Raw genomic sequence first — 24,369 nt, 5'->3', positions numbered from 1 at the left:
TGAAGGCCAAAGCCAATACAGCACCCTGAAATCGCCTGCCGCTTTCCAGGGTATCCGTAAAGCTCTCATCAAGCCTGATAAATCTGAAACAAGAGATAATAGCTAAGCGCGATGACTAAAAGTCACGAAGGGGTGAGAGCAGGGCCTAAGGCCACCGCGGCGAACACATCAGCGTGAAAAACAAGACGCCGCCGGGGAAGTTTCCCCCGGCGGCGTCCAAACATGGCCTTAATGGCTATCAGGCAGCGAGATCGCGCAGAACCGTCTGCAGGATGCCGCCATTGTTGACGTAGACGACCTCATCCAGCGTATCGATACGGCAGATGATCGGGATATCCCGGACCGTGCCGTCGCCATAGGTGACCTTGGCGATCTTGCGCTCGCGCGGCTTGATGTCTTCCAGGCCTTCGATCGTGACAACTTCATCACCCTTGAGGTCGAGAGTGGCCCAGGTGGTGCCGTCCTCGAAGACGAAGGGGATGACGCCCATGCCGACCAGGTTCGAGCGGTGGATACGCTCGAAGGACTGGGCAACGACGGCGCGCACACCGAGCAGGTTGGTGCCCTTGGCAGCCCAGTCGCGCGACGAGCCGTTGCCGTATTCGACGCCGGCGAAGATCACGAGCGGAACGCCCTCGGCCTTGTACTGCATAGCCGCGTCATAGATCGACATCTCTTCCTTGGACGGATAGTGGATGGTGTAGCCACCTTCCTTGCCGTTCGGGCCGAGCATGTGGTTGCGGATGCGGATATTGGCGAAGGTGCCGCGCATCATCACTTCATGATTGCCGCGACGCGTGCCGTACTGGTTGAAGTCGGCAACGCCGACGCCATGACCGAGCAGGTAGGAACCAGCCGGCGAAGCAGCCTTGATCGAACCGGCAGGCGAAATGTGGTCGGTAGTGATCTTGTCGCCGAAGAGGCCGAGAACGCGGGCACCCTTAATGTCGGAAATGCCGGCGCCGGTCTTGCCCATGCCCACGAAGTAAGGCGGGTTCTGGACGTAGGTCGAGTTGTCGTCCCAGGCATAGGTCTGGCCCGGAGGAATCTGCACGGCCTGCCAGTTGGCATCGCCCTTGAAGACGTCGGCGTACTTGGATTCGTAGAGTTCGCGGGTGACGTATTTCAGGATGAATTCCTGGATCTCATGCGAGCTCGGCCAGATATCCTTGAGGAAGACCGGCTTGCCGTCCTGATCTTCGCCGATCGGCTCCTTGGTCAGGTCGAGCTGCACCGTGCCGGCGAGCGCATAGGCGACGACGAGCGGCGGAGAAGCGAGATAGTTGGCCTGGACGTCAGGCGAAATACGGCCTTCGAAGTTGCGGTTGCCGGAGAGAACGCCGGAAACAATCAGGCCCTTGTCGTTGATCGTCTTCGAGACCGGCGCCGGCAGCGGGCCGGAATTGCCGATGCAGGTGGTGCAGCCGAAGCCGACCAGGTTGAAGCCGAGCTTGTCGAGATCGGCCTGCAGACCGGACTTGGCGAGATATTCGCCAACGACCTGAGATCCGGGTGCCAGCGAGGTCTTGACCCACGGCTTGCTCTTCAAGCCCTTGGCAACGGCGTTGCGGGCGAGAAGGCCGGCTGCGATCAAAACCGACGGGTTCGAGGTGTTGGTGCAGGACGTGATGGCGGCGATCGCCACGTCACCATGGCCGAGATCGAAATCCGTGCCTTCAACCGCATAGCGGTTCGAAAGCTGGCCGGGCTTCTTGTATTCGGTTTCGAGCGAGGTGGCGAAACCGGAGGCAATGTTTTCCAGAGGAATACGGCCTTCCGGGCGCTTCGGGCCAGCCATGGCCGGCACGACGTCGCTGAGGTCGAGTTCAAGCGTGTCGGTGAAGACGAGATCGGCGCCGTCGTTGTCACGCCACATGCCCTGCGCCTTGGAATAGGCTTCGACCAGCGCGATACGATCCTTCGTACGGCCGGACATGTTGAGATAGTTCAGGGTTTCCTTGTCGACCGGGAAGAAGCCGCAGGTCGCGCCGTATTCCGGACCCATGTTGCCGATGGTGGCGCGGTCGGCGAGCGGCAGCGCGTCGAGGCCAGGGCCGAAGAATTCGACGAACTTGGAGACGACGCCCTTCTTGCGCAGCATCTGCACGACGGTCAGCACCAGGTCGGTCGCCGTGACGCCTTCCTTGAGCTTGCCGGTGAGCTTGAAGCCGATGACTTCCGGCAGCAGCATGGAAACCGGCTGGCCGAGCATGGCGGCTTCAGCCTCGATACCGCCAACGCCCCAGCCGAGAACGCCGAGACCGTTGATCATGGTCGTGTGCGAATCGGTGCCGACGCAGGTGTCGGGATAGGCGATCGTCTCGCCATCCTCTTCCTTCGTCCAGACGGTCTGGCCGAGATATTCGAGGTTGACCTGGTGACAGATGCCGGTGCCGGGGGGAACGACGCGGAAATTCTTGAACGCCTGCTGGCCCCACTTCAGGAAGCGGTAACGCTCGCCATTGCGCTCATATTCCAGCTCGACGTTGCGGGCAAAAGCCTGCGGCGTGCCGAATTCGTCGACGATGACGGAGTGGTCGATGACGAGGTCGACGGGAACGAGCGGGTTGATCTTTTCAGGATCGCCACCGAGCGACACCATCGCGTCACGCATGGCGGCGAGATCGACCACGGCCGGAACGCCGGTGAAGTCCTGCATCAGCACGCGCGCCGGGCGATAGGCGATTTCGTTCTCGACGGTACCCTTGTTGGTCAGCCATTCGGCAACGGCAAGGATGTGTTCCTTGGTGACCGTCTGACCGTCTTCGAAGCGCAGCAGGTTTTCCAGCAGCACCTTCATCGAATAGGGAAGCTTGGCAACGCCGGGCAGACCATTGGCCTCGGCCTTGGGCAGGCTGAAATAGACATAGTCTTTTCCGCCCACGGTCAGCGTGGACCGACAATTGAAACTGTCAAGAGATTTAGACACGAGATACCCCGTTTCTGATAGCCAACACAGTCGTGCGAACGCCTATGCACTTTATGCACATCAGGATGCGGGTACGGCCATTTCCGCTGTCCGCACGTAAGGCAAAACACCTTATGTTCGGCGCAAGGATGAAATTCACGCCGACCGCTGGCGTGGTTGCCGGTCTTATAGATAATTTCGTAAAGACTTGCCAGAGTGGCCGAGCGCAAAATTTGAGATTTTTTTCGCACTGCGACAACGAAAACGGGGAAAGCCTGAGCTGATGCATCTAAGCGCTGAAAACCTGGCCGCAAGGCGAGGCGAAGACCTGATTTTCGCGAACGTTTCCTTTGACTTGGAGGGCGGCGAGGCATTGATCCTGACGGGCCGAAACGGCTCGGGGAAATCAACACTTTTGCGTGTCGTCGCAGGCCTGCTGCGACCGGAAAAAGGCCGGGTGATTCTCGCGGATTCCCAAGGAGAATCGGATCGCCAGCCGGGGGAAGCCAGCCACTATCTCGGCCACCGCAATGCGATGAAATCCGAACTTACGGTTGCGGAGAACCTTTTATTCTGGAAAGAGTTTCTCGGCGATATCGAGGGTGGCGCCGGTCTTGCGATCGAAGATGCGGCCGAATCTGTCGGCCTTGCCAACATCACCCACCTCCCCTTCGGCTACCTCTCCGCCGGCCAGCAGCGCCGGATAGCCTTCGCAAAACTGCTGGTCGCCTATCGCCCGATCTGGATTCTCGACGAACCCACGGCGGCGCTGGATACGGCCGCGGACCGACTGCTCGCGAATCTGATCGCCTCGCATCAGACGGCGGGTGGGATCGTGCTCGCGGCAACGCATCAGCCGCTGGAGCTCAAGAATGCGCGGGAGATGCGGATGACGGGGTTTGCCGGGGTGAATGAGGAGGTTTGGGGATGACCATACGTCCCACATGGCCCCTCATCCGTCCTTTCACGGTTTCGCAAAGCGTAACCGCTCAAGTCCACCTTCTCCCCGTTTCACGGGGCGAAGGGGCTTGGTTGGCTCCATCGTCCCCTCTCCCCACCTGCGGGGAGAGGGCTAGGGTGAGGGGCAAAACCACGATCTCCGTCGATAATGAAATCAAGGAGTTCGCCGCATGACCGCCCTCTTCCTCCGCGACCTCAAACTCTCGGTCCGCGCCGGCGGCGGCGCGCTCATCGGCATTCTCTTCTTCCTGACCGTCGTCGCCGTCATTCCTTTCGGCGTCGGTCCCGACCTCAAGCTGCTGTCGCGCATCGGCCCGGCCATCGTCTGGATCGGCGCGCTGCTCTCCGCCCTGCTCGGCCTCGACCGCCTGTTCCAGGCTGAGCGCGACGACGGGTCGCTCGATCTGCTAGTGATGCAGGAAACGCCGTTGGTGCTGACGGTGCTGACCAAATGCGCAGCACACTGGGTGGCGACCGGCCTGCCGCTGGTGATCGCCTCGCCGCTGCTCGGGCTCTTCATGAACATGAACGAGACGGCGATCGGTGCGACGGCCCTGACACTGCTTGTCGGCACGCCCGCGATCACTTTCATCGGCGCCGTCGGTGCGGCCGTTGCCGTCGCCTTGCCGCGCGGCGGTTTGCTGGTGTCGATCCTGGTACTGCCGCTCGCCATTCCAGTGCTGATCTTCGGCGTCAGCGCCACCTATGCTGCCGTAGAAGGTCCGCAGCCCTTCCTGCCACCCTTCCTCATCCTGCTGGCGCTTACCTTGTTCTTTGCCGTGCTCGGCCCGGCGGCGGCGGCACTCGCGCTGCGCAACACGACGGATTGATCGATCTCAGGCAATCCGGTCGATTGCCGTCAAAAGCATATCGGGTTAAACAAACCGCATGAGCGATATCAGCCCTGCGATCAGCCGATTTTCCGACCTCGCCAACCCGACCCGGTTCCTGGCGTTGTCGGCGCGTCTGATCCCGTGGCTGGCGGCGATCACGGCCATACTCTTTTTGATCGGCCTCTATCTCTCCTTCTCGACCGAAGGCGACTACCAGCAGGGTGATACCGTCCGCATCATGTATATCCATGTGCCGGCCGCCTGGCTGTCGATGATGTGCTACACGATCATGAGCCTATCGGCGATCGGCACGCTGGTCTGGCGCCATCCGCTCGCCGATGTCTCGGCCAAGGCCGCAGCCCCTCTCGGCGCTGCTTTCACGCTGATTGCGTTGGTCACCGGCTCGCTCTGGGGCAAGCCGATGTGGGGCACCTATTGGGTCTGGGATGCCCGGCTGACCTCGGTCTTCATACTCTTTTTGATGTATCTCGGCCTGATCGCGCTCAACCGCGCCATGGACGACCCCTCAAGGGCTGCGCGCGTCACCGCAGTGCTGATCCTCGTCGGCTTCATCAATATTCCGATCATCAAATTCTCGGTCGACTGGTGGAACACGCTGCATCAGTCGGAAAGCCTCATGCGTATGGACGGCCCGGCCATCGATGCGGAATTCCTTTGGCCGCTCTTCACCATGGCGCTTGCCTTCACGCTGCTGTTCTTCACGCTGCACCTGATGGCGATCCGCAACGAGATCTGGCGCCGCCGCATCGCCGCGCAGCGCCGTCTCGCCGCGCGCATGGCCGCCCGCGAGGACTAGCATGACCCATCCCTTCTACGTCTACGGTTCCTATGGCTTCGCCGCCGCGATGATCATTGCCGTCATCGTCTGGACATGGATCGACGGCCGTCTGCGCCGCAGGGAAATGGCCGTGCTCGAAGCCTCCGGCATCCGCCGCCGGTCGCAAAGCGCGCCAAAGGACAAGGCGCAATGAGCATCGAAACCGAGAAGAGCGGCGAGCCGAAGTCGGGCGGGACCGCACGCTATCTGATGGCGCTCATTCCGCTGATCGTCTTTGCCTGCATTGCGCTCGCCGTCGGCAAGGTGATGTATGATCAGGAAGTCCACGGCACCGATATTTCCGCCATCCCGTCCGCCCTGATCGGCACGAAAGCGCCGGCACTGGCGATGGCGCCGCTTGACGGCTCCAACCTGCCGCCACTGACCGATGCCGCCATCAAGGGCAAGCTGACGCTCGTCAATGTCTTCGCCTCCTGGTGCATTCCCTGCCGCGAGGAACATCCCGTGCTGAAGCAGCTCGCCCAGGACGGCCGCCTGAACATCGTCGCCATCAACTACAAGGACACCAGCGAAAACGCCCTGCGTTTCCTCGGCGAGCTCGGCAATCCCTATACCGCCATCGGCATCGATCCGAACGGTTCGGCCGCAATAGATTGGGGCGTCTACGGCATCCCCGAATCCTACCTCGTCGCCCCCGACGGCACGATCCTCTACAAGCAGGTCGGACCTTTTTCGGCCACCAGCCTGAAAGAGGGACTGTATCCGGCTATGGAAAAGGCGCTGGGGAAGCCGGGGGCATAAACACTCGCCTATCGAGCAGAGGCGGCCACCCGCCCTCGTGGTTCGAGGCTCCAGCCCTGCGGGCCTCCGCACCTCACCATGAGGGCTGATCTTTGTCGCTCAACCGCAAAAGCCACTCCACCTCATGGTGAGGCTCTTTGTTACCGAAGCTATAGCGTAGGTAACAAAGCCTCGAACCACGAGATGGCCACGAGGCCAGCTTCAAAGTTCTCTTAAAGCCCGCCCTGCCAGGTCTTGATCGCCTCGATCGGCCATACCAGCATGATGACATTCAGGGTGAGATTGTCGCGGATGAGCCAGCCGGTCAAAAGCTCGAAGAAGACGGCGATGGCGATGGTCAGCGCCACCGGCGCCCGCCAGGCGAACAGGAAGCCGACGACCATGAACACCGCGTCCATCGCCGAATTCAGAATGCTGTCGCCGACATAGTCGAGCGAGATCGTTGCCGCGCGGTAGCGATTGATGATGATGGGCGAGTTCTCCAATAACTCCCAGCCGGATTCGATCAGCATGGCGACGAACAGGCGCATGGAGAGCGGCTTGCGGCGCATGATCAGATGCGTCAGTCCGAAGAACAGGAAGCCGTGGATGATGTGCGACGGCGTGTACCAGTCGGCGATATGCTGCGAATTGCCGCTGGAATTGACCACGGGTTCGAAGAGCTTGACATAGCCGCAGGTGCAGATCGGCACCCGGCCCATCATATATTCCGCGACGATCTGCACGAGCAGGACCACGGCGCAGGCGATGAGCCAAAAGCTCTGTCGCTGGTAACGGTTTTCAGCGTCCGAGAGCATGGCCATCATTCGGCTTCCGCCGGCGGCTCGATCGTGTGCTTCATGATCAACGGCATCTGCGACAGCGTGAAGAGAATGGTGATCGGCATCGTGCCCCAGACTTTGAAGTTCACCCAGAGATTATCCGCGGCCTTGACGTCGGGCAGGTAAAGCCAGTTCGACCCGCGCCAGACGACTTCGTTGAGCACGGCAAGAACCAGGAAGAAAATACCCCAACGGAAGGTGAGCTTGCGCCAGCCTTCCGCGTCGAGCTGAAAGGCGGCGTTGAAGACATAGCCGAGCAGCGACTTGCCAAAGAAGAGGCCGCCGAGCAGCGCCACACCGAACAGGGCATTGACGATGGTCGGCTTCATCTTGATGAAGATTTCGCTCTGCAGATAGATGCCGAGCGCGCCGAAGATGAGGACGACGATGCCCGAAACGAAGGGCATCAGCGGCAGATGGCCAAGCATGATCTTCGAGACGATAAGAGACAGCGCCGTCGCCACCATGAACAGCCCAGTCGCAACGAAAAGCGGACCGCCGAGCGCGGACAATGCCGGGAACTGCTGCACCAGCCATTCGCCGCGCAGATTGGCGAAGAAGAACACCAGCAACGGCCCGAGTTCCAGCACCAGCTTCAACAGCGGATGATGCTTGTCGGCGGTGCTTGGGGCGAGGTCACGGTCACTGGTCGTCATTGCGGCACTTTCATTATCGTCGAGTTTGGACTTGTCGTTCATTGGCCGTTTCCGGGGTTGATCCCGGCAATAGCCTGGGCGAATTCCTCGGCCTCGAAAGGCTCGAGATCGTCTACACCTTCGCCGACACCAATGAAATAGACGGGCAGCTTATGCTTGGCCGAGATCGCCACCAGAATGCCGCCGCGCGCCGTGCCATCAAGCTTGGTCATGATCAGGCCGTTGACGCCGGCGACATTGCGGAAGATTTCCACCTGGTTCAGCGCATTCTGGCCGGTGGTCGCATCCAGCGTCTGCAACACGGTATGCGGCGCATCCGGATCGAGCTTGCCGAGCACGCGAACGATCTTTTCCAGCTCCGCCATCAGCTCCGTCTTGTTCTGCAGCCGGCCGGCGGTGTCGATGATCAGCACGTCGCTCTTGTTGGCCTTGGCCTGCTGGAAGGCATCGAAGGCAAGGCCGGCGGCGTCGGCGCCAAGCTTGGTGCCGATGAATTCGGATTTGGTACGGTCGGCCCAGATCTTCAGCTGCTCGATGGCAGCGGCACGGAACGTATCGCCGGCGGCAACCATCACCTTCAGTCCAGCGCCCGACAGCTTCGCCGCCAGCTTGCCGATCGTCGTCGTCTTGCCGGTGCCGTTGACGCCAACGATGAGGATGACATGCGGCTTGTGGCTGAGATCGAGCTGCAACGGCTTGGCGACCGGCTTCAGCACCTTGGCGATTTCCTGCGCCATGATCCGGCTGACATCCTCGCCGGTCACATCCTTGCCGTAGCGCTCCGAAGCCAGCGTATCGGTCACCCGCATCGCCGTCTCGACGCCAAGATCGGCCTGGATCAACAGATCTTCCAGATCCTGCAGCGTCTGATCGTCCAGCTTGCGCTTGGTGAACAGCGCGGCGATCTGTCCGGTGAGCTGCGACGAGGTGCGCGCAAGGCCGGCGCGCAGGCGCTGGAACCAGGAGAGCTTTTGCTTGGGGGCTTCGGGAGCGGGCTCCGGGATGCTGGAGGCGTTGGCGAAGCCTTTGGGGAGGATGGGAGTGGCGTCGCTGTCTTTCGAGGTTAGGTCCGTATCCGCCGAAGCTTCATCACCCCCCTCTGTCCTATCGGACATTTCCCCCACAAGGAAGGAGATCGGTTCTGGGGCGGCATCCTCCGCTACAACATCGGCTTCAGCGTTTTCGACTTGCTCCGGCTCAACAATTTCACTCTCGCCAGCTGGCTCCAAAGCAACCGGTTCATGCGATACAACCGCCTCTATGGCCTCCTCAGCCAATTGTTCTTGCTCAATCGGCGCAGCATCCTCCAACCGATCTTCCCCCTCGTGGTGGGGTCCGGAGGACGGGTCGAGACCCGTGGCTCGACCCAACGGTCCCGAAGGGACAGAGGGGGGCTCGACAGGCTCGGCAATCTCGGACGCCGCTGGCAAATCCACCACAGGCTCTTCCGGCGCAGGAACAGCAACCTCAACCGAAGAAACCTCTTCCGGCGCTTTTTCTTCCACCGGCTTTTCGCGGCCGAAGGTGAAGACTTTTTTGATGAAACTGAGCGCCATGAAAATTCCGTGGGGTCAGGCCGCGTCGGCGGCCGTAAGTTGCATGTCGAGGTGCTTGCCATTGTGGCTGGTGATCGCCACCTGCACAAGGTCGCGCGGCCGAAGGCCTGGTGCCGCGACAAGCGTGAAGTTTTCCGTATGTGCCAGGCCGTTGTTTTCGACAAGCAGCCATTGCCGCGTACCGACCATACTATCGAGATGGGCCTGATGCAGCCTTTGTCCAGCCGCGCGGAGGCGAGCGGCGCGTTCCTTGATCAGCGCGCGGTCGAGCTGCGGCATGCGTGCCGCCGGCGTGCCGGAGCGCGGGCTATAGGGAAAGACGTGCAAATGGGCGATTGCAGCCTCTTCCGCCAGGCTGACGGCATTTTCGAACATCGCGCCGGTTTCGGTCGGGAAGCCGGCGATCATATCTGCACCAAAACTCATCTCCGGCCGCAGACGCCGGACATCCTCGATGAAACGAATAGCGTCAGCGCGCGAATGCCGCCGCTTCATCCGCTTCAGGATCATGTCGTCGCCATGCTGCAGCGATAGATGCAGATGCGGCATGAAGCGCGGCTCGTCGGCGATCAGGTCCAGCAGATGCGCGTCCGCCTCGATGCTGTCGATCGAGGACAATCGCAGGCGGCGGATCTCGGGGATCTGCTTCAATAGCGTTTTCGCCAGAAGGCCGAGCGTCGGCTCGCCCGGCAGGTCGCCGCCATAGCTGGTGGCGTCGACGCCGGTCAGAACGATCTCGCGGTAACCGCTTTCCACCAGATTGCGCGCCTGGCTCACCACCGCGCCCATGGGTACGGAGCGGGAATTGCCGCGGCCATAGGGGATGATGCAGAAGGTACAGCGATGGTCACAGCCATTCTGCACCTGGATGAAGGCGCGCGCATGCCCGTCAATATGCTTGACCATCTGCGGCGCGGTGTGGCGCACGCTCATAATGTCATTGACCCGCAGCTTCTCTTCCGCCGAAACGCCGAAATCCGGCAGTGAACGATAAGACGCGCTGGTCAGCTTCTCTTCGTTGCCGAGTACGGCATCCACTTCGGCCATCTCGGCGAAAGTCTGCTTTTCCGTCTGTGCGGCGCAGCCGGTGACGATGATGCGGGCATGCGGATTGTCGCGGCGGGCACGGCGGATCGCCTGGCGCGCCTGGCGCACGGCCTCGCCGGTGACGGCGCAGGTGTTGACCAGGATCGCGTTGTTGAGCCCGGCTTTCTCTGCCTCGGCCCTCATCACTTCGGATTCGTAGGTGTTGAGACGACAGCCGAAGGTAATGACCTCGACCCCGCTCACCGCGCCTGAGCCCCCTGCTCCTGAGCGCGCGTGAAGCTGCCCGTCACGGGATCGACCACACCAGACCATTCCCACTCCGCCGGACCGGTCATGACGACATGGTCGTCATTCTCTCGCCACTCGATGGTGAGCTGGCCTGAGGCCGGCGCGGAGGCGACATCGATCGTCACCTTGCGGCCAGTGCGGCCCGTGCGCGCGGCGCTGACGGCGGCAGAACAGGCGGCGGAACCGCAGGCAAGCGTCAGGCCGGCGCCGCGTTCCCAGGTGCGGGTGCGCAGTAAGGTCGGCGAAAGCACCTGCGCCAGCGTGATATTGGCGCGCTCGGGAAACATCGGATGGTTTTCCAGCAGCGGCCCGAAGCGGGCGAGATCGTAGGACATCGGGTCCTTGTCGACCCAGAAGATCGCATGCGGATTGCCCATCGACATTACCGAAGGCGAATGCAGGACGGGATTGTCGATCGGCCCGATCTGCAGCTCGATGCGGCGCGTGTCGGCGAATTCCTCGGCCAGCGGGATCTTGTCCCAGTCGAAGACCGGCCTGCCCATGTCGACGGAAATCGTGCCGTCCTCATGCTCGACGGCGTTCAGAATGCCGGCGACGGTCTGGAAGGTGAATACCTTTTTGCCGGTTTCAGCCGCAAGCGCCTGCACGACACAGCGCGTGCCATTGCCGCAGGCCTGCGCCTTAGTGCCGTCGGAATTGAGAATATCGATCCAGGCATCGGTGCCCTCAGCCTTCGGATCGTGGATCGCCATGATCTGATCGAACTCGGTCGCCGGATCGGCATTGAGCGCAATCGCGGCTGCCGCCGTCACCACATCTTTCCGGCCGCGCATGTCGACAACCAGGATCTTGTTGCCAAGCCCGTTCATCCGCGCGAATTCGACCGTATTGCTCATGGTGGTATGTCCGTCAGTGTTTTCGAGCTGTATATGGCCGAAATGTCGGGGAATTACCAGTGGCATGATGGTCTCTGGCCTTGGAGGCATCCTTTGGCTTCACGTCGCTTTGGTGACGGTTGAAGCCGGTCTCTACCTGATCTTGATCACAATCCCGCCGAGTGATGCCCAACGCAGTTTATTTCAATAAAAATTCGATCCAATGTCTGATCATGCAAACGTCGCACGTCCTAGGCTCGTCCACTCCGTCCATTCAGAAGGATGATAACCATGCCGAATACCATACGACTGCACCGCGTCCTGGCAACCAGCCCGGAAAAGGTCTATCGCGCATTCATCGAGGCGGACGCGCTCGCCAAATGGCTTCCGCCGAACGGATTTGCCTGCACCGTGCATCACATGGAGCCGACAGTCGGCGGTACGTTCAAAATGTCCTTCCGCAATTTCACCACGGGCAAAAGCCATGCCTTCGGCGGTGAATTTCGTGAGCTCGTTCCCGGCGAACGGGTGATCTACACGGACAAATTCGACGACCCCAACCTGCCCGGCGAAATGGAAGTGACCGTGACATTGAAAAAGGTCCTGGTCGGGACCGAGGTCAACATTACGCAGGCGGGCGTGCCGGATGTCATCCCGCCCGAGGCCTGCTATCTCGGCTGGCAGGAGTCATTGCGGAACCTCGCAAAGCTCGTGGAGCCTGATATCAACGAATAGTGCATGAGGGGCGAGCAAGGACTCTTGCAATCGGATCGCGTTGACGATCGTCGCGATCCGATTTGTCCGTGCGTTGTCCCTCAGACAACCGGGACGTCGTACACTTCGCCAGCCCTCAACGGCCGAAACCGATCCGGCTCCACGCCTTGTTCTTTAAGTGCCGCATCCAGCGCCCGCACCGGCGCATCCATGGCCTCGTCGGTCAGTTGGAAGGTCGCGAAATGATGGCCGGCAACGTGAGCCGCGTTGCAGAGCGTCATGCCGCGAACTGCCTCCGCCGGATTCTGGTGCTGGCCGCGCATGAACCAGCGCGGCTCATAGGCACCGAAGGGCAGGATGGCGAGGCGGAAGCCGCCGTGCTTTTCCCGAACCGCCTCGTAATTGATGCCGCCATGAAAGCCGGTGTCGCCGACATGGTAGATCTTGCCCACCGGCGTGGTGATGACGAAGGCGGCCCAGAGCGCCATGCGGCGGTCGCCGGCACGCCGCGCCGACCAGTGATGGCAGGGTTCGGCATCGATGGTCACCTTGGCGTTGATGGCGAGATGGTCGCCCCAGTCCATGGTGGAAATCTTCGCGCCGGGAACGCCGCGTTTGATGATCGTGTCGTTGCCGAGCGGCGTGACGATGTTAGGCGCATGCGCCTCGTGCAGCCGCTTCAGCGTCGCCAGATCGAGATGGTCGTAGTGATTGTGTGAGACCAACACGAGATCGATCGGCGGCAGATCCTCGAAACGGATGCCGGGCGGAACGACCCGTTTCGGCCCGATGAAGGTGAAAGGGCTCGCCCGCTCCGACCAGACCGGATCGGTCAGAATATTCAGCCCCGCCACCTGGATCAGCATCGAGGCGTGGCCGACCATGGTCACCCGCAATGTGTCACCGAAGACATGCCTGTCGGGCTTTGCCGATGGAAAGGCGCTGACGACCGGATTGGGCCAGCGTACCCGACCGCCGCCGAACTGCCATCTCAGCAGATCGAGCAGGCCGCCCGGCTCGACGCCTTCGGGATTAAAAAACCGCAGTCCGTCGAAATGGTCGGAAACAGGACCTTGATAGTAAGGGTTCTGCTTTTTGCCGGAGCCGGATTCGTCTGTCATTGTGTGCCGGCTCCTTGTCCCGCCGGCACACCGGCCTTTGCCAACCATTCGCCGCTCTCCGCCGCCGTCAATTCGCGTTCGATCATGACATTCGCCGGCATCGCGAAGAGCTGCGGCGTAAAGAAGCTCGTATCCCAAAGCGGCGCACCGGCAGCAGCGGGCGAGAGAAGGATGACCTGCGTGCCGTCGATGTACGGAATGCTGTCGACGGAAGCCTCGCCGGCGATGGAGGTCTGACTTACCGGAGCGCCATAATGCCACCAGGCCTCATCGGTCCCGTCCTCCACCAGCGTCACGCACCGCGCCATGTCGACGATGAACCTGTTGGGCTCGCGCCCGCCCGGCAGGATTTCGCCGAAGGCCGCCTGGATCAGCGTGAAGAGATGGCAGCAATTGGCGATGTTCTCATAGCGCAGCCGGAAACCCCGGCCGCTTGGCTGGTGCAGAACGATCAACTCATCGCTGTGGCAGAGAAACATCTGCCGCACCCAGGCAGCACCAGGCGTATGATCCTGCAGATCCTGAAGCTGCCGCATGAGGCCCGCATTTTCCCCCGCCAACCTTCTCTCCTCAGGCATCATCGCAAGATGCGAGACAACCGACCGGCCGACGAGCTGAAAGGCCTCCAGCAATTGCTGCTGCCGGGGGCTGAGCGGCTTGCGGCTCGAAAAACCGCGATGGACCTGCGGCAGCCAGGCAAGATAAAGCTCCCACACCGCCGCACCGCTGCGCTCCGGCGAACCGCCCGTCTCGGCAATGGTGCCCAGCATATTGGCAAGGATCGCGGCGCCCGGAGGCGGCAGGCTGCGCAGTTCGCGCGCCGCCCGCGACACGATCTTCGGCTGCGCCTTGGCACTCGCATAAAACGCCTGCGCTGCCTCGTTGAAACGCGCATCGACACGACCGCCTGCATAGATGCGGCAGGCAGTTAGGAGATTGGTGAGGGCTGCATCGTTCATTCGCGTCTGTCTCGGGGAATCACATTGTCGCGGCGGATGGGCACAACAATAGCGGACTGTGCTATCAGCGAAATCCCATTCACGGCTCCGACTGGTCACATTGGCAGGCTGTGGCATTTTTGCCCTTTGGCTTGACTTTGCCGGCCGTTTCCTGTTTATCCGCGCTCATCTGCGACGAGCACAAGCCTCCGAGCCACCGACCGGGACCCTACAAGGTATAAAGAGATCCCGGAGGTCAACACCCGACAGCGCGTTGCGCCCTCGGGTGCTTTTTGGCTTTGCGTCTTGTTTTCGTCATGGAAAAGCACGACGTTTTCGGGCGATGACCCGCGCATGTCCCTTTCGAGGCGGAGCCGAGAAAGATAAGGCATAGGCGCAAATCAAAAGCCCCGAGCGATCGATAAGGAAGAAACGATGTTTGAAAACCTCCAGGACCGTCTTGGCTCCATTCTGAATGGACTGACAGGCCGCGGTGCGCTCTCGGAAGCCGATGTTTCCGCAGCGCTGCGCGAGGTTCGCCGCGCGCTGTTGGAAGCCGACGTGGCGCTGGATGTCGTTCGCTCCTTTACCGACCGCGTCCGTGAAAAGGCCGTCGGCGCCGAGATCCTGAAGTCGATCAAGCCTGGCCAGATGGTCGTCAAGATCGTCCATGACGAGCTGATCGAGATGCTCGGCGGCGAGGGTGTCGGCATCGACCTCAACGCGCCGGCCCCGGTCGTCGTCATGATGGTCGGCCTGCAGGGCTCCGGTAAGACCACCACCTCTGCCAAGATCGCCCATCGCCTGACCAGCCGCGACCGCAAGAAGGTCCTGATGGCCTCGCTCGACACGCGCCGTCCGGCAGCGCAGGAGCAGCTGCGCCAGCTCGGCGTCCAGGCCGGTATCGACACGCTGCCCGTCATCGCCGGCCAGTCGCCGACCGACATCGCCGCTCGCGCCGTGCAGGCGGCCAAGCTTGGCGGCCATGACGTCGTCATCCTCGACACCGCCGGCCGTACGCATATCGACGAGCCGCTCATGGTCGAGATGGCGGACATCAAGAAGAAGTCCAATCCGCACGAAATCCTGCTGGTCGCGGATAGCCTGACCGGTCAGGACGCCGTCAACCTCGCCCGCAACTTCGACGACCGCGTCGGCATTACCGGTCTCGTTCTGACCCGCATGGACGGCGATGGCCGCGGCGGTGCCGCTCTTTCGATGCGCGCCGTCACCGGCAAGCCGATCAAGCTGATCGGCGTCGGCGAAAAGATGGGCGAGCTGGAAGAATTCCATCCCCGCCGTATCGCCGACCGTATCCTCGGCATGGGCGATATCGTTTCGCTGGTCGAAAAGGCCGCCGAGAACATCGACGCCGAAAAGGCGGCCGCCATGGCCGCCAAGATGGCCAAGGGCAAGTTCGACCTGAACGATCTGGCCGATCAGCTCGGCCAGATGCAGAAGATGGGCGGCATGGGCGGCATCATGGGGATGATGCCCGGCATGTCCGGCATGAAGGACAAGATGGCCGCAGCCGGCCTCGACGATCGCCTGTTCAAGCGGCAGATCGCCATCATCTCCTCGATGACCAAGGCAGAGCGTGCCAATCCCGATCTGCTCAAGCATTCCCGCAAGAAGCGCATCGCCGCCGGCTCCGGCACCGACGCCTCCGACATCAACAAGCTTCTGAAGATGCACCGCCAGATGGCGGACATGATGAAGATGATGGGCGGCAAGGGCAAAGGCGGCATGATGAAGCAGATGATGGGCGGCCTTGCCGGCAAGATGGGTCTTGGCGGCGGTATGGGTGGCATGCCCGATCTGTCGAGCATCGATCCCAAGCAGCTCGAAGCCCTGCAGAAGCAGGCCGAAGCCGCCGGCCTCGGCCGTCCCGGCGGCATGCCGGGCCTCGGTGACGGCGGATTGCCAGGCCTAGGCGGCGCCAAGCTGCCGGGCCTCGGCGGTGGTTTCCCGGGATTGCCCGGTTTGCCGAAGAAGAAGTGAGAAGGATCGTTGACCCCCATGATTGATCCAGACGTCAAGGCCCAATTGGGCAACTACCGCCAGTCGATCGATAATATCGATGCAGCCTTGGTGCATATGCTGGCCGAACGCTTCCGCTGTACCAAAGAGGTCGGCGTGCTGAAGGCCAAATACAATCTGCCGCCGGCTGACCCGGCGCGCGAGGAATTCCAGATCGAACGCCTGCGCCTTCTGGCAAGGGACGCCAATCTGGACCCGGATTTCGCCGAGAAGTTCCTGAACTTCGTCATCAAGGAAGTCATCCGGCATCACGAACAGATCGCTGCTGATCTCAAAGCATGATCCTGAAAAGTGTGAAGCGGTTTTCGGAAGAGATCATGCGACACACAAAAACAGCAACGTCAAATAAACACACCGCCCCAGAAAGCGGTTACAAAAAGCCTAAGGAGTAAGAAACATGGCACTGAAAATTCGTCTCGCCCGCGGTGGTTCCAAGAAGCGCCCGTACTACCACGTTGTTATCGCCGACGCCCGTTCGCCGCGCGATGGCCGCTTCCTGGAAAAGGTCGGTTCCTGGAACCCGATGCTTGCCAAGGACGATGCCAAGCGCGTTGAACTCGACGCCGACCGCATCAAGCATTGGCTCGACAACGGCGCTCAGCCGACCGACCGCGTTCTGCGCTTCCTCGACGAAGCCGGCGTTGCCAAGCGCGAAGTCAAGAGCAACCCGGAAAAGGCAAAGCCGGGCAAGCGCGCTCAGGAACGCGCTGCTGAAAAGGCACAGAAGGCTGCTGACGCCGCCGCTGCTACTGCTGAATAATCAGCCGTAACGACGATCTGAAACGGGTGGCATGGCGACATGCCACCCGTTTTTTGTTTCCTATTCGTGCGCTTCATCTTATGAGAGAACGCAATCGATCCTCCGGCAGTCGGCAACGAGACCATGACGAAACTTGAAAACCCGGTATTGATGGCAACCATCGGCGCCGCGCAGGGCCTGCGGGGCGAAGTGCGCGCCCGCGCCTTTACCTCGGACCCGACTGCGCTCGGCGATTACGGCCATCTGCACAGCATGGACGGCCGCATCTTCGAAGTGCTGGAAATCCGCGAGGCCAAGAACGTGGTGATCGTGCGCTTTCGCGGCGTCAACAACCGCGATGCCGCCGAGGCTCTGAACGGGCTGGAACTCTATATCGAACGCGACAACCTGCCCGATGACGAGCTGGAGGACGACGAGTTCTTCTATACCGACCTCGAGGGCCTGGAAGCGGTCGATGACAAGGGCACCGCCTATGGCACGGTCAGCGGCGTCTATGATTTCGGCGCAGGCGATCTGCTGGAGCTGAAAGGGCCGGGCAAGCGCCCGGTGCTGATCCCGTTCTCCGAGGCAGCCGTGCTGGAAATCGACCTCGAAGGCGGCAAGATCCTGATCGATCCAATGGCGGCCGGCCTGATCGACAGCCCCGACGATCTCACCGGCAAGCCGCCGAAGCCGCCCGGCAAGACGAAGGAGTGATCTGCTCATGAGTTTTCGGGCGACCATCCTCACGCTCTACCCCGAGATGTTTCCCGGCCATCTCGGCGCGTCGCTTGCCGGCAAGGCGATGGAGCGCGGGCAATGGGCGCTGGACACCGTGCAGATCCGCGATTTCGCCACCGACAAGCACCGCACCGTCGATGACACGCCGGCCGGCGGCGGCGCCGGCATGGTGCTGAAGCCGGATGTGCTTGCCCGCGCCATCGACCATGCCTCCGAGAACGACAATCGCCCGCGCTTGCTGATGAGCCCGCGTGGAAAGCCGCTGACGCAGAAGCGCGTGCGCGAACTCGCCTCCGGCGACGGCGTCATCATCGTCTGCGGCCGCTTCGAGGGCGTCGACCAGCGGGTGATCGAGGGACGCGATCTCGAAGAAGTCTCGATCGGCGATTACATCCTCTCCGGCGGCGAGCCGGCGGCGCTGATCCTGCTCGACGCCATCGTCCGCATCCTGCCTGGCGTCATGGGCAACGATCTCTCAGGCCTGCACGAAAGCTTCGAGGGCGGCCTGCTGGAGCACCCACACTATACGCGTCCCCAGGTCTGGGAAGAGCGCGAAATCCCCGCAGTCCTGATCTCCGGCAACCACGGCGCCATCGCTAAATGGCAAAGGCAGGAAGCCGAAAAGCTGACGAAAGAGCGCCGGCCGGATCTGCTGGAGACGCAGCCCAAGACATAGCAGCGATAGACTGGGCTGCTGATGTGATGCCATTTGATGCCGCCGTGCTAGGCGGCAGCATGGGGCTGCTTTGGGTCAAGCGGACATTGTGGCGTCGTGAGCTTTCTCTATTTCGTCTGTTAATTGAATCAAGGCCGCTGAGGTATCGCCAATGGGATGGGAAGCACTCGGGCAATGGGGCGAAGACGCGGTTCGCATCGAACCGCTCACTGGTGGAGTTGCCAATGATGTGTGGAGCGTTCGCGTCCGCGGGCAGATCGCGGTCGGTCGCCTCGGCTCCAGGATCGACACTGATCTCGCATGGGAAACCGAGCTACTCCAACACCTCGACCGCGAAGGTATGATCGTTCCAGTGCCAATCCCGACGATTGACGGCCGGCTGTTCGTGGACGGTCTGGTGGTGATGAAATACATCGAGGGCGGGCCGCCCGAGACTGAGTCTGACTGGCGTCGCGTGGCCGACACGCTCCGCGAGCTGCATCGGTTGACGCGGGGCTGGCCGCAGCGCCCCGGTTGGAAATCGTCGACCGACCTCCTGCATGCCGAAACCGGAACGAGGGTCAATCTTGCGGCGATGCCGCCTGAAGGCGTTACTCGATGTCGAGCGGCGTGGGCGCGGCTAATCGGGCGTCAGACATGCGTTGTCCACGGCAACCCCAACAACCCTGGCAACATCCGCATGACTGCAGATCATGTCGCGTTAATCGACTGGGATGAATCACACGTCGACGCCCCTGACCTTGACCTGGTACTGCCCGACAACGCTGCCGATCTCGACGAAGGCGCGCATGATACTGCCGCGCAAGCGTCGGCCGCATGGGAAGCCGCCGTTTGCTGGCAGGACGAGTACGCAGTCAAGCGGCTTGCCGAAGTTCGAGCGGACTAAGCGGTTCTACCGGATAGACGGGCGACATCCATGCCGGAACCTCCGGTGACCACGGCGCCATCGCCAAATGGCAAAGACAGGAAGCCGAAAAGCTGACGAAAGAGCGCCGGCCGGACCTGTTGGAGAAGCAGCCAGCGAAGTAGCAGCGATAAACTGAGTGTGCCGATACGATGCCGTTTGATACCGCCGTGCTGGGCGAGCAGAGCGAATGACCTTCGTTTTGGTTATTGCGTTTGCTGACACGATCACGCCGCTATGTCGTGGGTCGGTCAGTCATTCTGAAGACGAGTGCTCTGCTCGCCAGGTTCATCGGTCTTTCAAGTGTTGGGAGTTAGGGCATTGCATCAGGCGACCTGAGCCGATGCGAACCGCTGTGCAACCCCTGCCACGCGTGCGCCGTACAGACGGGCGGTTTCGAGGTCGCCGGCAGACATCTCGCTTGGGGCTGCGTCTGCATCGCTCTGCGTCATTGGCGCGATGTACGAACCCATCCTGTTTGCGTCGTCCCGCTTCGACGCCTTCACGTTCGCTGGCTTTATCCCCAAACTGACCCACAGGCCTCCGTGCTGTCCAGCCAGAAGAACGAAGTATTCGAGGGTGTTAAGTTTGTCGCCATTCAAACTGGCGCTGTTGGTGAAGCCCCCGAAGACTTTGTCCTGCCATTTGTTGGTAAACCAGGCCTTCGAGGAGGTATCCGCGAACTTCTTAAACTGCCAGCTCGGGCCGCCCATGTAGGTTGGCGATCCGAAGATGATGGCGTCAGCGGCGTCCAACGCGGTCCATCCGTCATCTGAAAGGTTGCCGTCGGAGTCGATGGCGTAAAGCGCTCCGCCCGCGCCGTCCGCGATGGCTTCCGCCATCCGCTGCGTGTGGCCGTAGCCGGAATGATAGACGATGACTGTATTTGACATGGGGATTTTGGCCTCCTTTGGGCCATTGCTTTGCGCTGTCTGGAGACGAGTTCGCTCCGTCCGGTGACTTCCGGATAGGTTGATGATTGGAGTTTGGATGACGCCCGATGCCTGGGCGATGGAGACCTTTATCCGCTTGGTTAAGCGCGGATTCTCCAGACGGATGGCTCTGTTTCCCGCGAGATGCTCAGGCGTGCCCGCTGAGACTGGCCAGTATCAGCAGCAACAGGAACACGAGAGTCGGCGGGAGTTCGCGGTAATTCCGGATACGCAGGACAGCGGCGATCGCGGCCAGCATGATGCAGGTGCCCAAAGCGACCCCAATGTATCGGGTGCCGGCTGTGACCAACAGCGTCGCGGTAGCGAGTTCGAGGGCTGATGTTACCCAGCACCACCAGAATGGGAAACCAAGTCGCACAAAACCTGCGCGGATTTTCGGGTGTCCACTCGCGTTGACGATAGCGCCGACCAGAAACGCCCCGGCTGCTAGCCAAACGAGGATGGTATCGAGCACCGTTGCACCCGTGAAAATTTGAATTGGAAGATTCATTGATGTTCTCTTCTGTGATGACCCGTGTCAGGCGCCACTTCATATCGGTGGTATGTATTCTAGCGTCGCTAGATTGTCAATCGTCGCTTTATTTGATAGTCTCAACTTCAGAGAAATCGCGCGAATGAAGATAGAGGCACACGGTGGGAATCAGCGAACGCAAGGCCAGGGAACGGGAGGAGCGTGAACGCCGGATCATTGTCGCCGCAAGGACAATCGCGGAACGCGAGGGCTGGGCTTCCGTCACGATCCGGCGTCTCGCCGACGAGATAGAATTCAGTCAGCCGGTTCTCTATTCTCATTTCCAAAATCGCGATGAGATCGTCGGAGCGGTCGCGCTCGAAGGCTTCGGCGAGCTGGCGGCGATCCTCCGCGCAGCGATCCGGCCATCATCTACGCCAAGGGAGTTGGTGGAAGGCGTCGCGACCGCCTATCTCGATTTCGCTTTCGCCCGGCCTGCGATGTACGAGGCGATGTTTGTCCTGCCGACCGGTCTGCGCTTCGCCAGATCCGACACGCCACCCCAGCTCCGTGAGGGTTTCGGAGCCATGGCGACAGTGATCGCGCCGTTCTCCAAGGATGTGGATACCGCTACCGAAACTTTTTGGGCGGCACTTCACGGATTGGCCCAGCTTGAACGCCACGGCAGAATAAGACCCGCTTTCCGGGCTCACCGGATCACCCTCATCATGCAGATGGTGTCAGCTCACCAAGAATGAAAAACGGTTGGTCGAGAAGCTTCTGTCGAGGGACTTTTCGGGTGTTGACGCGTTACGCATCCAGTTTGCCTGCAATGGGCCGAAAGGCGACGACAGCGTTCGCCCGCTTCGCGCCAATTGCGATCGTTCTCAATCGCGGCGCTGACGACGCGCCTAGGCGGACTAAGCTGGCGGCAATTCGAGACCGTTCGGCAGTGAGATCCAGATGACGGTTTGTGCCTCTGGGGAATGACGTGACAGATGGCCCTTGCCGTGTGTGTCCTCCACCAACACGAAGCTGCCCGCCTGAACGTGGCGCACCTCTCCGTCGCTCGTCTCGTATTCAACCGAACCATCCAGCCTGACCGTAAGCACAGGCTCCGGGACTTTATGCCAGGCAACCTCGCGCATGCCTGCTGGGATGTGGGTGAGGCGGACGCGGGACGCCGGATAACTGGCCGTAACATCGAACTGGATGGCATCGGGGTGCACCGACGTCTTCGTCGTCGGCAATTCGACTTCGTCGAAATGCGACTCGCCGTCCGGAGTGGCATAGATGCGCAGGCACTTCATCGCGGCTGGCTCCTTCTCGTTCGCATGCTGAAACAACGCATGCCTATCATAAAGGAGGCGGGGTAACAGCAAGTGTCCCCTTAGAACCGAAAGGCGACGACGACTGGCGACGCCCTATTCATCCACCGAAAGAGCCATCCCATGCTTGATCGTTTTGAGCGCGATCAGGCTTTTGTACTTGCGCACAAGCTCTCGCTGATCTGTCATCATCCGCTCGATGAAGGCGTTGTATTCTTCAATATCCCGCACCGTTACCGACAAGACGAAGTCGGTGTCGCCGGTGACATACCAACAGGATTGGACTTCCGGCGCCTGGACAAGCCAACGTTGGAAAGCTTCGAGATTGTGGCGATACTCGTTTTGTATTTCGATCTCGACCAAAATTCTGAGGTTCCGACGGACGGCAGCAGGACTGACAACAGCGACGATCCGGTCGATCACGCCCTCGCGTTTAAGCTTGCTGATACGCCGCTCGACTGCAGAAGGCGAAAGATTGACGACTTGCGCGATGGCTTTCGCGGGCTGGTCAGCATTGTCCTGCAGGATCAACAGAATTTCTCGATCTTTCTCATCCAAGCGTGTTTCCCCCGAAAACATAGCCATCCATGCGGAAGAACAGCGCAATTACCGTAAATATCGATGAATTTCCGCATCGATGAGATCTATCATTGCCCCCATGACAAGACAATCTCAGCTATCCTCTTCGAATATCGTCGATGCCAGAAGGCGGATCGATCCGATCTTCCTGAACTCGGCATTGCTCACCGACGCGACACTCGGCCTGACACTTGCAGCCAAGGACGAAACGGATAATCCCATCCGTTGCTTCAAAGGCAGGGGCACCGGTTATTATCTGGCGTGCGCAAGCGCGGAGAGTGGACCTCTGGTCACAGCGTCGGCAGGCAACTTTGGCCAGGGGCTCGCCTACGGCGCGGCAAAACTGGGCCGCAAGCTGACCGTATTCGCCAGCCTCTCCGCCAATCCGCTGAAGATCGAGGCTATGCGCAGGCTCGGCGCGGAGGTCATTCTGTTTGGGGATGACTTCGACGCGGCGAAAGCAAGAGCCCGGGAATATGCCTCGGAAAGAGGGGCAACCTTCGTGGAGGATGGCGCAAGCGCCAGCATCGCGGAAGGCGCCGGAACGATCGCGGCCGAACTCACCGAGGCATTCGGCAATATCGATGCGGTTTTTGTGCCCCTCGGAAATGGTGCGCTGGCGGCAGGGATCGGCTGCTGGTTCAAAACGGCGTCGCCCACCACCAAAGTCATCGCAGTCGCCGCGAAAGGGGCTCCCTGCATGCAGCTTTCATGGCAGGCAGGCTACCCCGTTCCGACAGATAAGGCGACAACGATCGCGGATGGGATCGCCGTACGCGATCCGGTTCCGGTTGCCGTCGATTGGCTGGCCACGACGATCGATGACATCGTGCTTGTCGACGATGCCTGTATAATCGATGCCATGCGGTTTGCGCATTCCAGGTGGAACCGGCTGGTTGAACCGGCAGGCGCTGCGGGGCTGGCCGGTGTTTTGGCGACAGCCGCGACCATGCAGGGGACGAGGGTTGCGACAATACTGTGCGGAGCAAATCTTACGCCGGAGCAAATTGCCCAGTGGTTGCCGGAGGAAGCGGCTCGGGCCGCCTCACGCTGATTCGTCGAACCTGCCTGAGCGTTATTCGAAGCCCGTTTTGTCCTTCTCGGTGATGTCCCTGATGACCCTGCAAGGAACACCGGCGGCAATCACACCGGCGGGAATGTCCTTCGTCACGACGCTACCCGAACCGATGACCGCGCCGTCGCCTATGGTTACGCCCTGGTTGATGTGAACGCCGGCGCCGATCCATACCCGATTACCGATCTTCACCGGCTTTGCATAGCAGCCCCCGGCAGCGCGTTCGGAAGCGTCAATGGCATGGTTGGAGGTATAAATGCCCACGCGAGGCCCGAACAGGACGTCATCGCCAATCTCGATGCCGCCGCCGTCCAGCATCACGCAATCGAAATTGGCATAGAAATTGTTGCCGATGACGATGTTACGGCCAAACTCGCAACGGAAGGTCGGCTCGAAATGAACACTCTTGCCGATCGCCCCCAACAGCTTGCGCAGGATGCTTTCTCTTTCAGCCGACGGTTTTCCAAAACTGGCATTGTAATCATTGGTCAGAAAAACGGCTTCCTCGCGGGCCTTGATCAATTCCGGCGTCAGATCATTGTACATCCTGCCCGAGCGGATGATTTCGAACTGGTCAGCGAGTGTCATGGCAATCTCTACGCAAT

Annotated in this window: 27 protein-coding genes and 1 pseudogene; 15 read left to right on the top strand and 13 right to left on the bottom strand. The window is 60.9% G+C overall.

Translation table 11 applies throughout. The annotated features are described in order from the left end of the window. Positions 1 to 238: 238 nt before the first annotated feature. A complete protein-coding gene (acnA, locus tag RRH01S_RS10945) occupies positions 239 to 2,929 on the bottom strand; it encodes an aconitate hydratase AcnA (protein ID WP_034521712.1) in 2,691 nt (896 codons plus the stop codon). A gap of 262 nt (positions 2,930 to 3,191) precedes the next feature. Between acnA and ccmA the strand changes: the two genes are divergently transcribed. The 5 genes from ccmA (at position 3,192) to RRH01S_RS10910 (ending at position 6,301) form a co-directional block, all read left to right on the top strand. Continuing rightward, complete coding sequence (gene ccmA / locus RRH01S_RS10935) at positions 3,192 to 3,839, top strand: heme ABC exporter ATP-binding protein CcmA (protein WP_012652703.1); 648 nt, start codon at positions 3,192 to 3,194, stop codon at positions 3,837 to 3,839. A 199-nt stretch (positions 3,840 to 4,038) separates the two neighbouring features. Then, positions 4,039 to 4,698, top strand: a complete 660-nt coding sequence (gene ccmB, locus RRH01S_RS10925; RefSeq protein ID WP_012652704.1) for a heme exporter protein CcmB — start codon at positions 4,039 to 4,041, stop codon at positions 4,696 to 4,698. A gap of 58 nt (positions 4,699 to 4,756) precedes the next feature. Then, positions 4,757 to 5,518 carry a heme ABC transporter permease gene (locus RRH01S_RS10920; protein WP_012652705.1) on the top strand — a complete coding sequence of 254 codons (762 nt, stop codon included), beginning with the start codon at positions 4,757 to 4,759 and terminating at the stop codon, positions 5,516 to 5,518. A 1-nt stretch (position 5,519) separates the two neighbouring features. Further along, on the top strand, positions 5,520 to 5,693 hold the full coding sequence (ccmD, locus tag RRH01S_RS10915; protein WP_012652706.1) for a heme exporter protein CcmD: 174 nt from the start codon (positions 5,520 to 5,522) through the stop codon (positions 5,691 to 5,693). After that, complete coding sequence (locus tag RRH01S_RS10910; RefSeq protein ID WP_012652707.1) at positions 5,690 to 6,301, top strand: DsbE family thiol:disulfide interchange protein; 612 nt, start codon at positions 5,690 to 5,692, stop codon at positions 6,299 to 6,301. The genes ccmD and RRH01S_RS10910 overlap by 4 nt, the downstream gene beginning before the upstream one ends. Before the next feature lie 212 nt (positions 6,302 to 6,513). Here the strand turns inward: RRH01S_RS10910 and RRH01S_RS10905 are convergent, their stop codons facing one another. From RRH01S_RS10905 to dapF, 5 genes are read right to left on the bottom strand one after another with little or no spacing between them, the layout of a single operon-like run. Then, on the bottom strand, positions 6,514 to 7,107 hold the full coding sequence (locus RRH01S_RS10905; protein WP_042471606.1) for a DUF2585 domain-containing protein: 594 nt from the start codon (positions 7,105 to 7,107) through the stop codon (positions 6,514 to 6,516). Next, a complete protein-coding gene (locus tag RRH01S_RS10900) occupies positions 7,104 to 7,778 on the bottom strand; it encodes a septation protein A (protein WP_374188750.1) in 675 nt (224 codons plus the stop codon). The genes RRH01S_RS10905 and RRH01S_RS10900 overlap by 4 nt, the downstream gene beginning before the upstream one ends. A 38-nt stretch (positions 7,779 to 7,816) precedes the next feature. Further along, a complete protein-coding gene (gene ftsY, locus RRH01S_RS10895; RefSeq protein WP_042471601.1) occupies positions 7,817 to 9,334 on the bottom strand; it encodes a signal recognition particle-docking protein FtsY in 1,518 nt (505 codons plus the stop codon). A 15-nt stretch (positions 9,335 to 9,349) separates the two neighbouring features. Further along, the gene (gene mtaB / locus RRH01S_RS10890; RefSeq protein ID WP_042471598.1) at positions 9,350 to 10,624 is read right to left on the bottom strand and encodes a tRNA (N(6)-L-threonylcarbamoyladenosine(37)-C(2))-methylthiotransferase MtaB; all 1,275 of its coding nucleotides are present in this window, start codon (positions 10,622 to 10,624) and stop codon (positions 9,350 to 9,352) included. After that, positions 10,621 to 11,526 (bottom strand): diaminopimelate epimerase, encoded by a 906-nt coding sequence (gene dapF / locus RRH01S_RS10885; protein ID WP_012652711.1) that lies wholly within the window; start codon positions 11,524 to 11,526, stop codon positions 10,621 to 10,623. Before dapF ends, mtaB begins: the two co-directional genes overlap by 4 nt. A gap of 270 nt (positions 11,527 to 11,796) precedes the next feature. Between dapF and RRH01S_RS10880 the strand changes: the two genes are divergently transcribed. Continuing rightward, on the top strand, positions 11,797 to 12,240 hold the full coding sequence (locus tag RRH01S_RS10880) for an SRPBCC family protein (protein WP_007693771.1): 444 nt from the start codon (positions 11,797 to 11,799) through the stop codon (positions 12,238 to 12,240). Between the two features lie 80 nt (positions 12,241 to 12,320). Here RRH01S_RS10880 and RRH01S_RS10875 read toward each other — a convergent pair whose 3' ends face one another. Continuing rightward, positions 12,321 to 13,340 carry an MBL fold metallo-hydrolase gene (locus RRH01S_RS10875; protein ID WP_012652712.1) on the bottom strand — a complete coding sequence of 340 codons (1,020 nt, stop codon included), beginning with the start codon at positions 13,338 to 13,340 and terminating at the stop codon, positions 12,321 to 12,323. Next, positions 13,337 to 14,299 (bottom strand): hypothetical protein, encoded by a 963-nt coding sequence (locus tag RRH01S_RS10870; protein ID WP_034521723.1) that lies wholly within the window; start codon positions 14,297 to 14,299, stop codon positions 13,337 to 13,339. The genes RRH01S_RS10875 and RRH01S_RS10870 overlap by 4 nt, the downstream gene beginning before the upstream one ends. A 414-nt stretch (positions 14,300 to 14,713) precedes the next feature. Between RRH01S_RS10870 and ffh the strand changes: the two genes are divergently transcribed. The 7 genes and pseudogenes from ffh to RRH01S_RS34785 form a co-directional block, all read left to right on the top strand. Then, positions 14,714 to 16,279, top strand: coding sequence for a signal recognition particle protein (ffh, locus tag RRH01S_RS10865; protein WP_042471595.1), 1,566 nt, complete (start codon positions 14,714 to 14,716; stop codon positions 16,277 to 16,279). Positions 16,280 to 16,297: 18 nt separating this feature from the next. After that, positions 16,298 to 16,600 carry a chorismate mutase gene (locus RRH01S_RS10860; protein WP_007693779.1) on the top strand — a complete coding sequence of 101 codons (303 nt, stop codon included), beginning with the start codon at positions 16,298 to 16,300 and terminating at the stop codon, positions 16,598 to 16,600. A gap of 115 nt (positions 16,601 to 16,715) precedes the next feature. Continuing rightward, positions 16,716 to 17,078, top strand: a complete 363-nt coding sequence (gene rpsP / locus RRH01S_RS10855; protein ID WP_007693780.1) for a 30S ribosomal protein S16 — start codon at positions 16,716 to 16,718, stop codon at positions 17,076 to 17,078. 123 nt (positions 17,079 to 17,201) lie between these two features. Beyond that, entirely contained in the window at positions 17,202 to 17,774 is a 573-nt protein-coding gene (rimM, locus tag RRH01S_RS10850) for a ribosome maturation factor RimM (RefSeq protein WP_012652715.1), read from the top strand. Positions 17,775 to 17,781: 7 nt separating this feature from the next. Further along, entirely contained in the window at positions 17,782 to 18,474 is a 693-nt protein-coding gene (gene trmD, locus RRH01S_RS10845; protein WP_012652716.1) for a tRNA (guanosine(37)-N1)-methyltransferase TrmD, read from the top strand. A 151-nt stretch (positions 18,475 to 18,625) separates the two neighbouring features. Next, on the top strand, positions 18,626 to 19,360 hold the full coding sequence (locus RRH01S_RS10840; RefSeq protein WP_012652717.1) for a phosphotransferase: 735 nt from the start codon (positions 18,626 to 18,628) through the stop codon (positions 19,358 to 19,360). A 38-nt stretch (positions 19,361 to 19,398) separates the two neighbouring features. Further along, a pseudogene (locus tag RRH01S_RS34785) lies at positions 19,399 to 19,503 on the top strand (tRNA (guanosine(37)-N1)-methyltransferase TrmD); the annotation flags it as partial. A 201-nt stretch (positions 19,504 to 19,704) separates the two neighbouring features. Here the strand turns inward: RRH01S_RS34785 and RRH01S_RS10835 are convergent. Both RRH01S_RS10835 and RRH01S_RS10830 read right to left on the bottom strand, forming a co-directional pair. Then, complete coding sequence (locus tag RRH01S_RS10835; protein ID WP_042471590.1) at positions 19,705 to 20,271, bottom strand: flavodoxin family protein; 567 nt, start codon at positions 20,269 to 20,271, stop codon at positions 19,705 to 19,707. Positions 20,272 to 20,458: 187 nt separating this feature from the next. After that, a complete protein-coding gene (locus RRH01S_RS10830) occupies positions 20,459 to 20,821 on the bottom strand; it encodes a DoxX family protein (protein WP_080515873.1) in 363 nt (120 codons plus the stop codon). A gap of 143 nt (positions 20,822 to 20,964) precedes the next feature. Between RRH01S_RS10830 and RRH01S_RS10825 the strand changes: the two genes are divergently transcribed. Then, the gene (locus RRH01S_RS10825) at positions 20,965 to 21,540 is read left to right on the top strand and encodes a TetR/AcrR family transcriptional regulator (protein ID WP_012652719.1); all 576 of its coding nucleotides are present in this window, start codon (positions 20,965 to 20,967) and stop codon (positions 21,538 to 21,540) included. Between the two features lie 162 nt (positions 21,541 to 21,702). Here the strand turns inward: RRH01S_RS10825 and RRH01S_RS10820 are convergent, their stop codons facing one another. Continuing rightward, entirely contained in the window at positions 21,703 to 22,092 is a 390-nt protein-coding gene (locus tag RRH01S_RS10820; RefSeq protein ID WP_007693790.1) for a cupin domain-containing protein, read from the bottom strand. Between the two features lie 114 nt (positions 22,093 to 22,206). Next, positions 22,207 to 22,689 (bottom strand): Lrp/AsnC family transcriptional regulator, encoded by a 483-nt coding sequence (locus RRH01S_RS10815; RefSeq protein ID WP_080705427.1) that lies wholly within the window; start codon positions 22,687 to 22,689, stop codon positions 22,207 to 22,209. A 79-nt stretch (positions 22,690 to 22,768) separates the two neighbouring features. Between RRH01S_RS10815 and RRH01S_RS10810 the strand changes: the two genes are divergently transcribed. After that, positions 22,769 to 23,743, top strand: a complete 975-nt coding sequence (locus tag RRH01S_RS10810) for a threonine ammonia-lyase (RefSeq protein WP_012652722.1) — start codon at positions 22,769 to 22,771, stop codon at positions 23,741 to 23,743. Positions 23,744 to 23,764: 21 nt separating this feature from the next. Here the strand turns inward: RRH01S_RS10810 and RRH01S_RS10805 are convergent, their stop codons facing one another. After that, positions 23,765 to 24,352 carry a sugar O-acetyltransferase gene (locus RRH01S_RS10805; RefSeq protein ID WP_012652723.1) on the bottom strand — a complete coding sequence of 196 codons (588 nt, stop codon included), beginning with the start codon at positions 24,350 to 24,352 and terminating at the stop codon, positions 23,765 to 23,767. Between the last annotated feature and the right edge of the window lie 17 nt (positions 24,353 to 24,369).

The sequence above is a fragment of the Rhizobium rhizogenes NBRC 13257 genome (assembly GCF_000696095.1).
GTDB lineage: Bacteria > Pseudomonadota > Alphaproteobacteria > Rhizobiales > Rhizobiaceae > Rhizobium > Rhizobium rhizogenes.
This window is presented reverse-complemented; position numbering and strand designations above follow the sequence as displayed.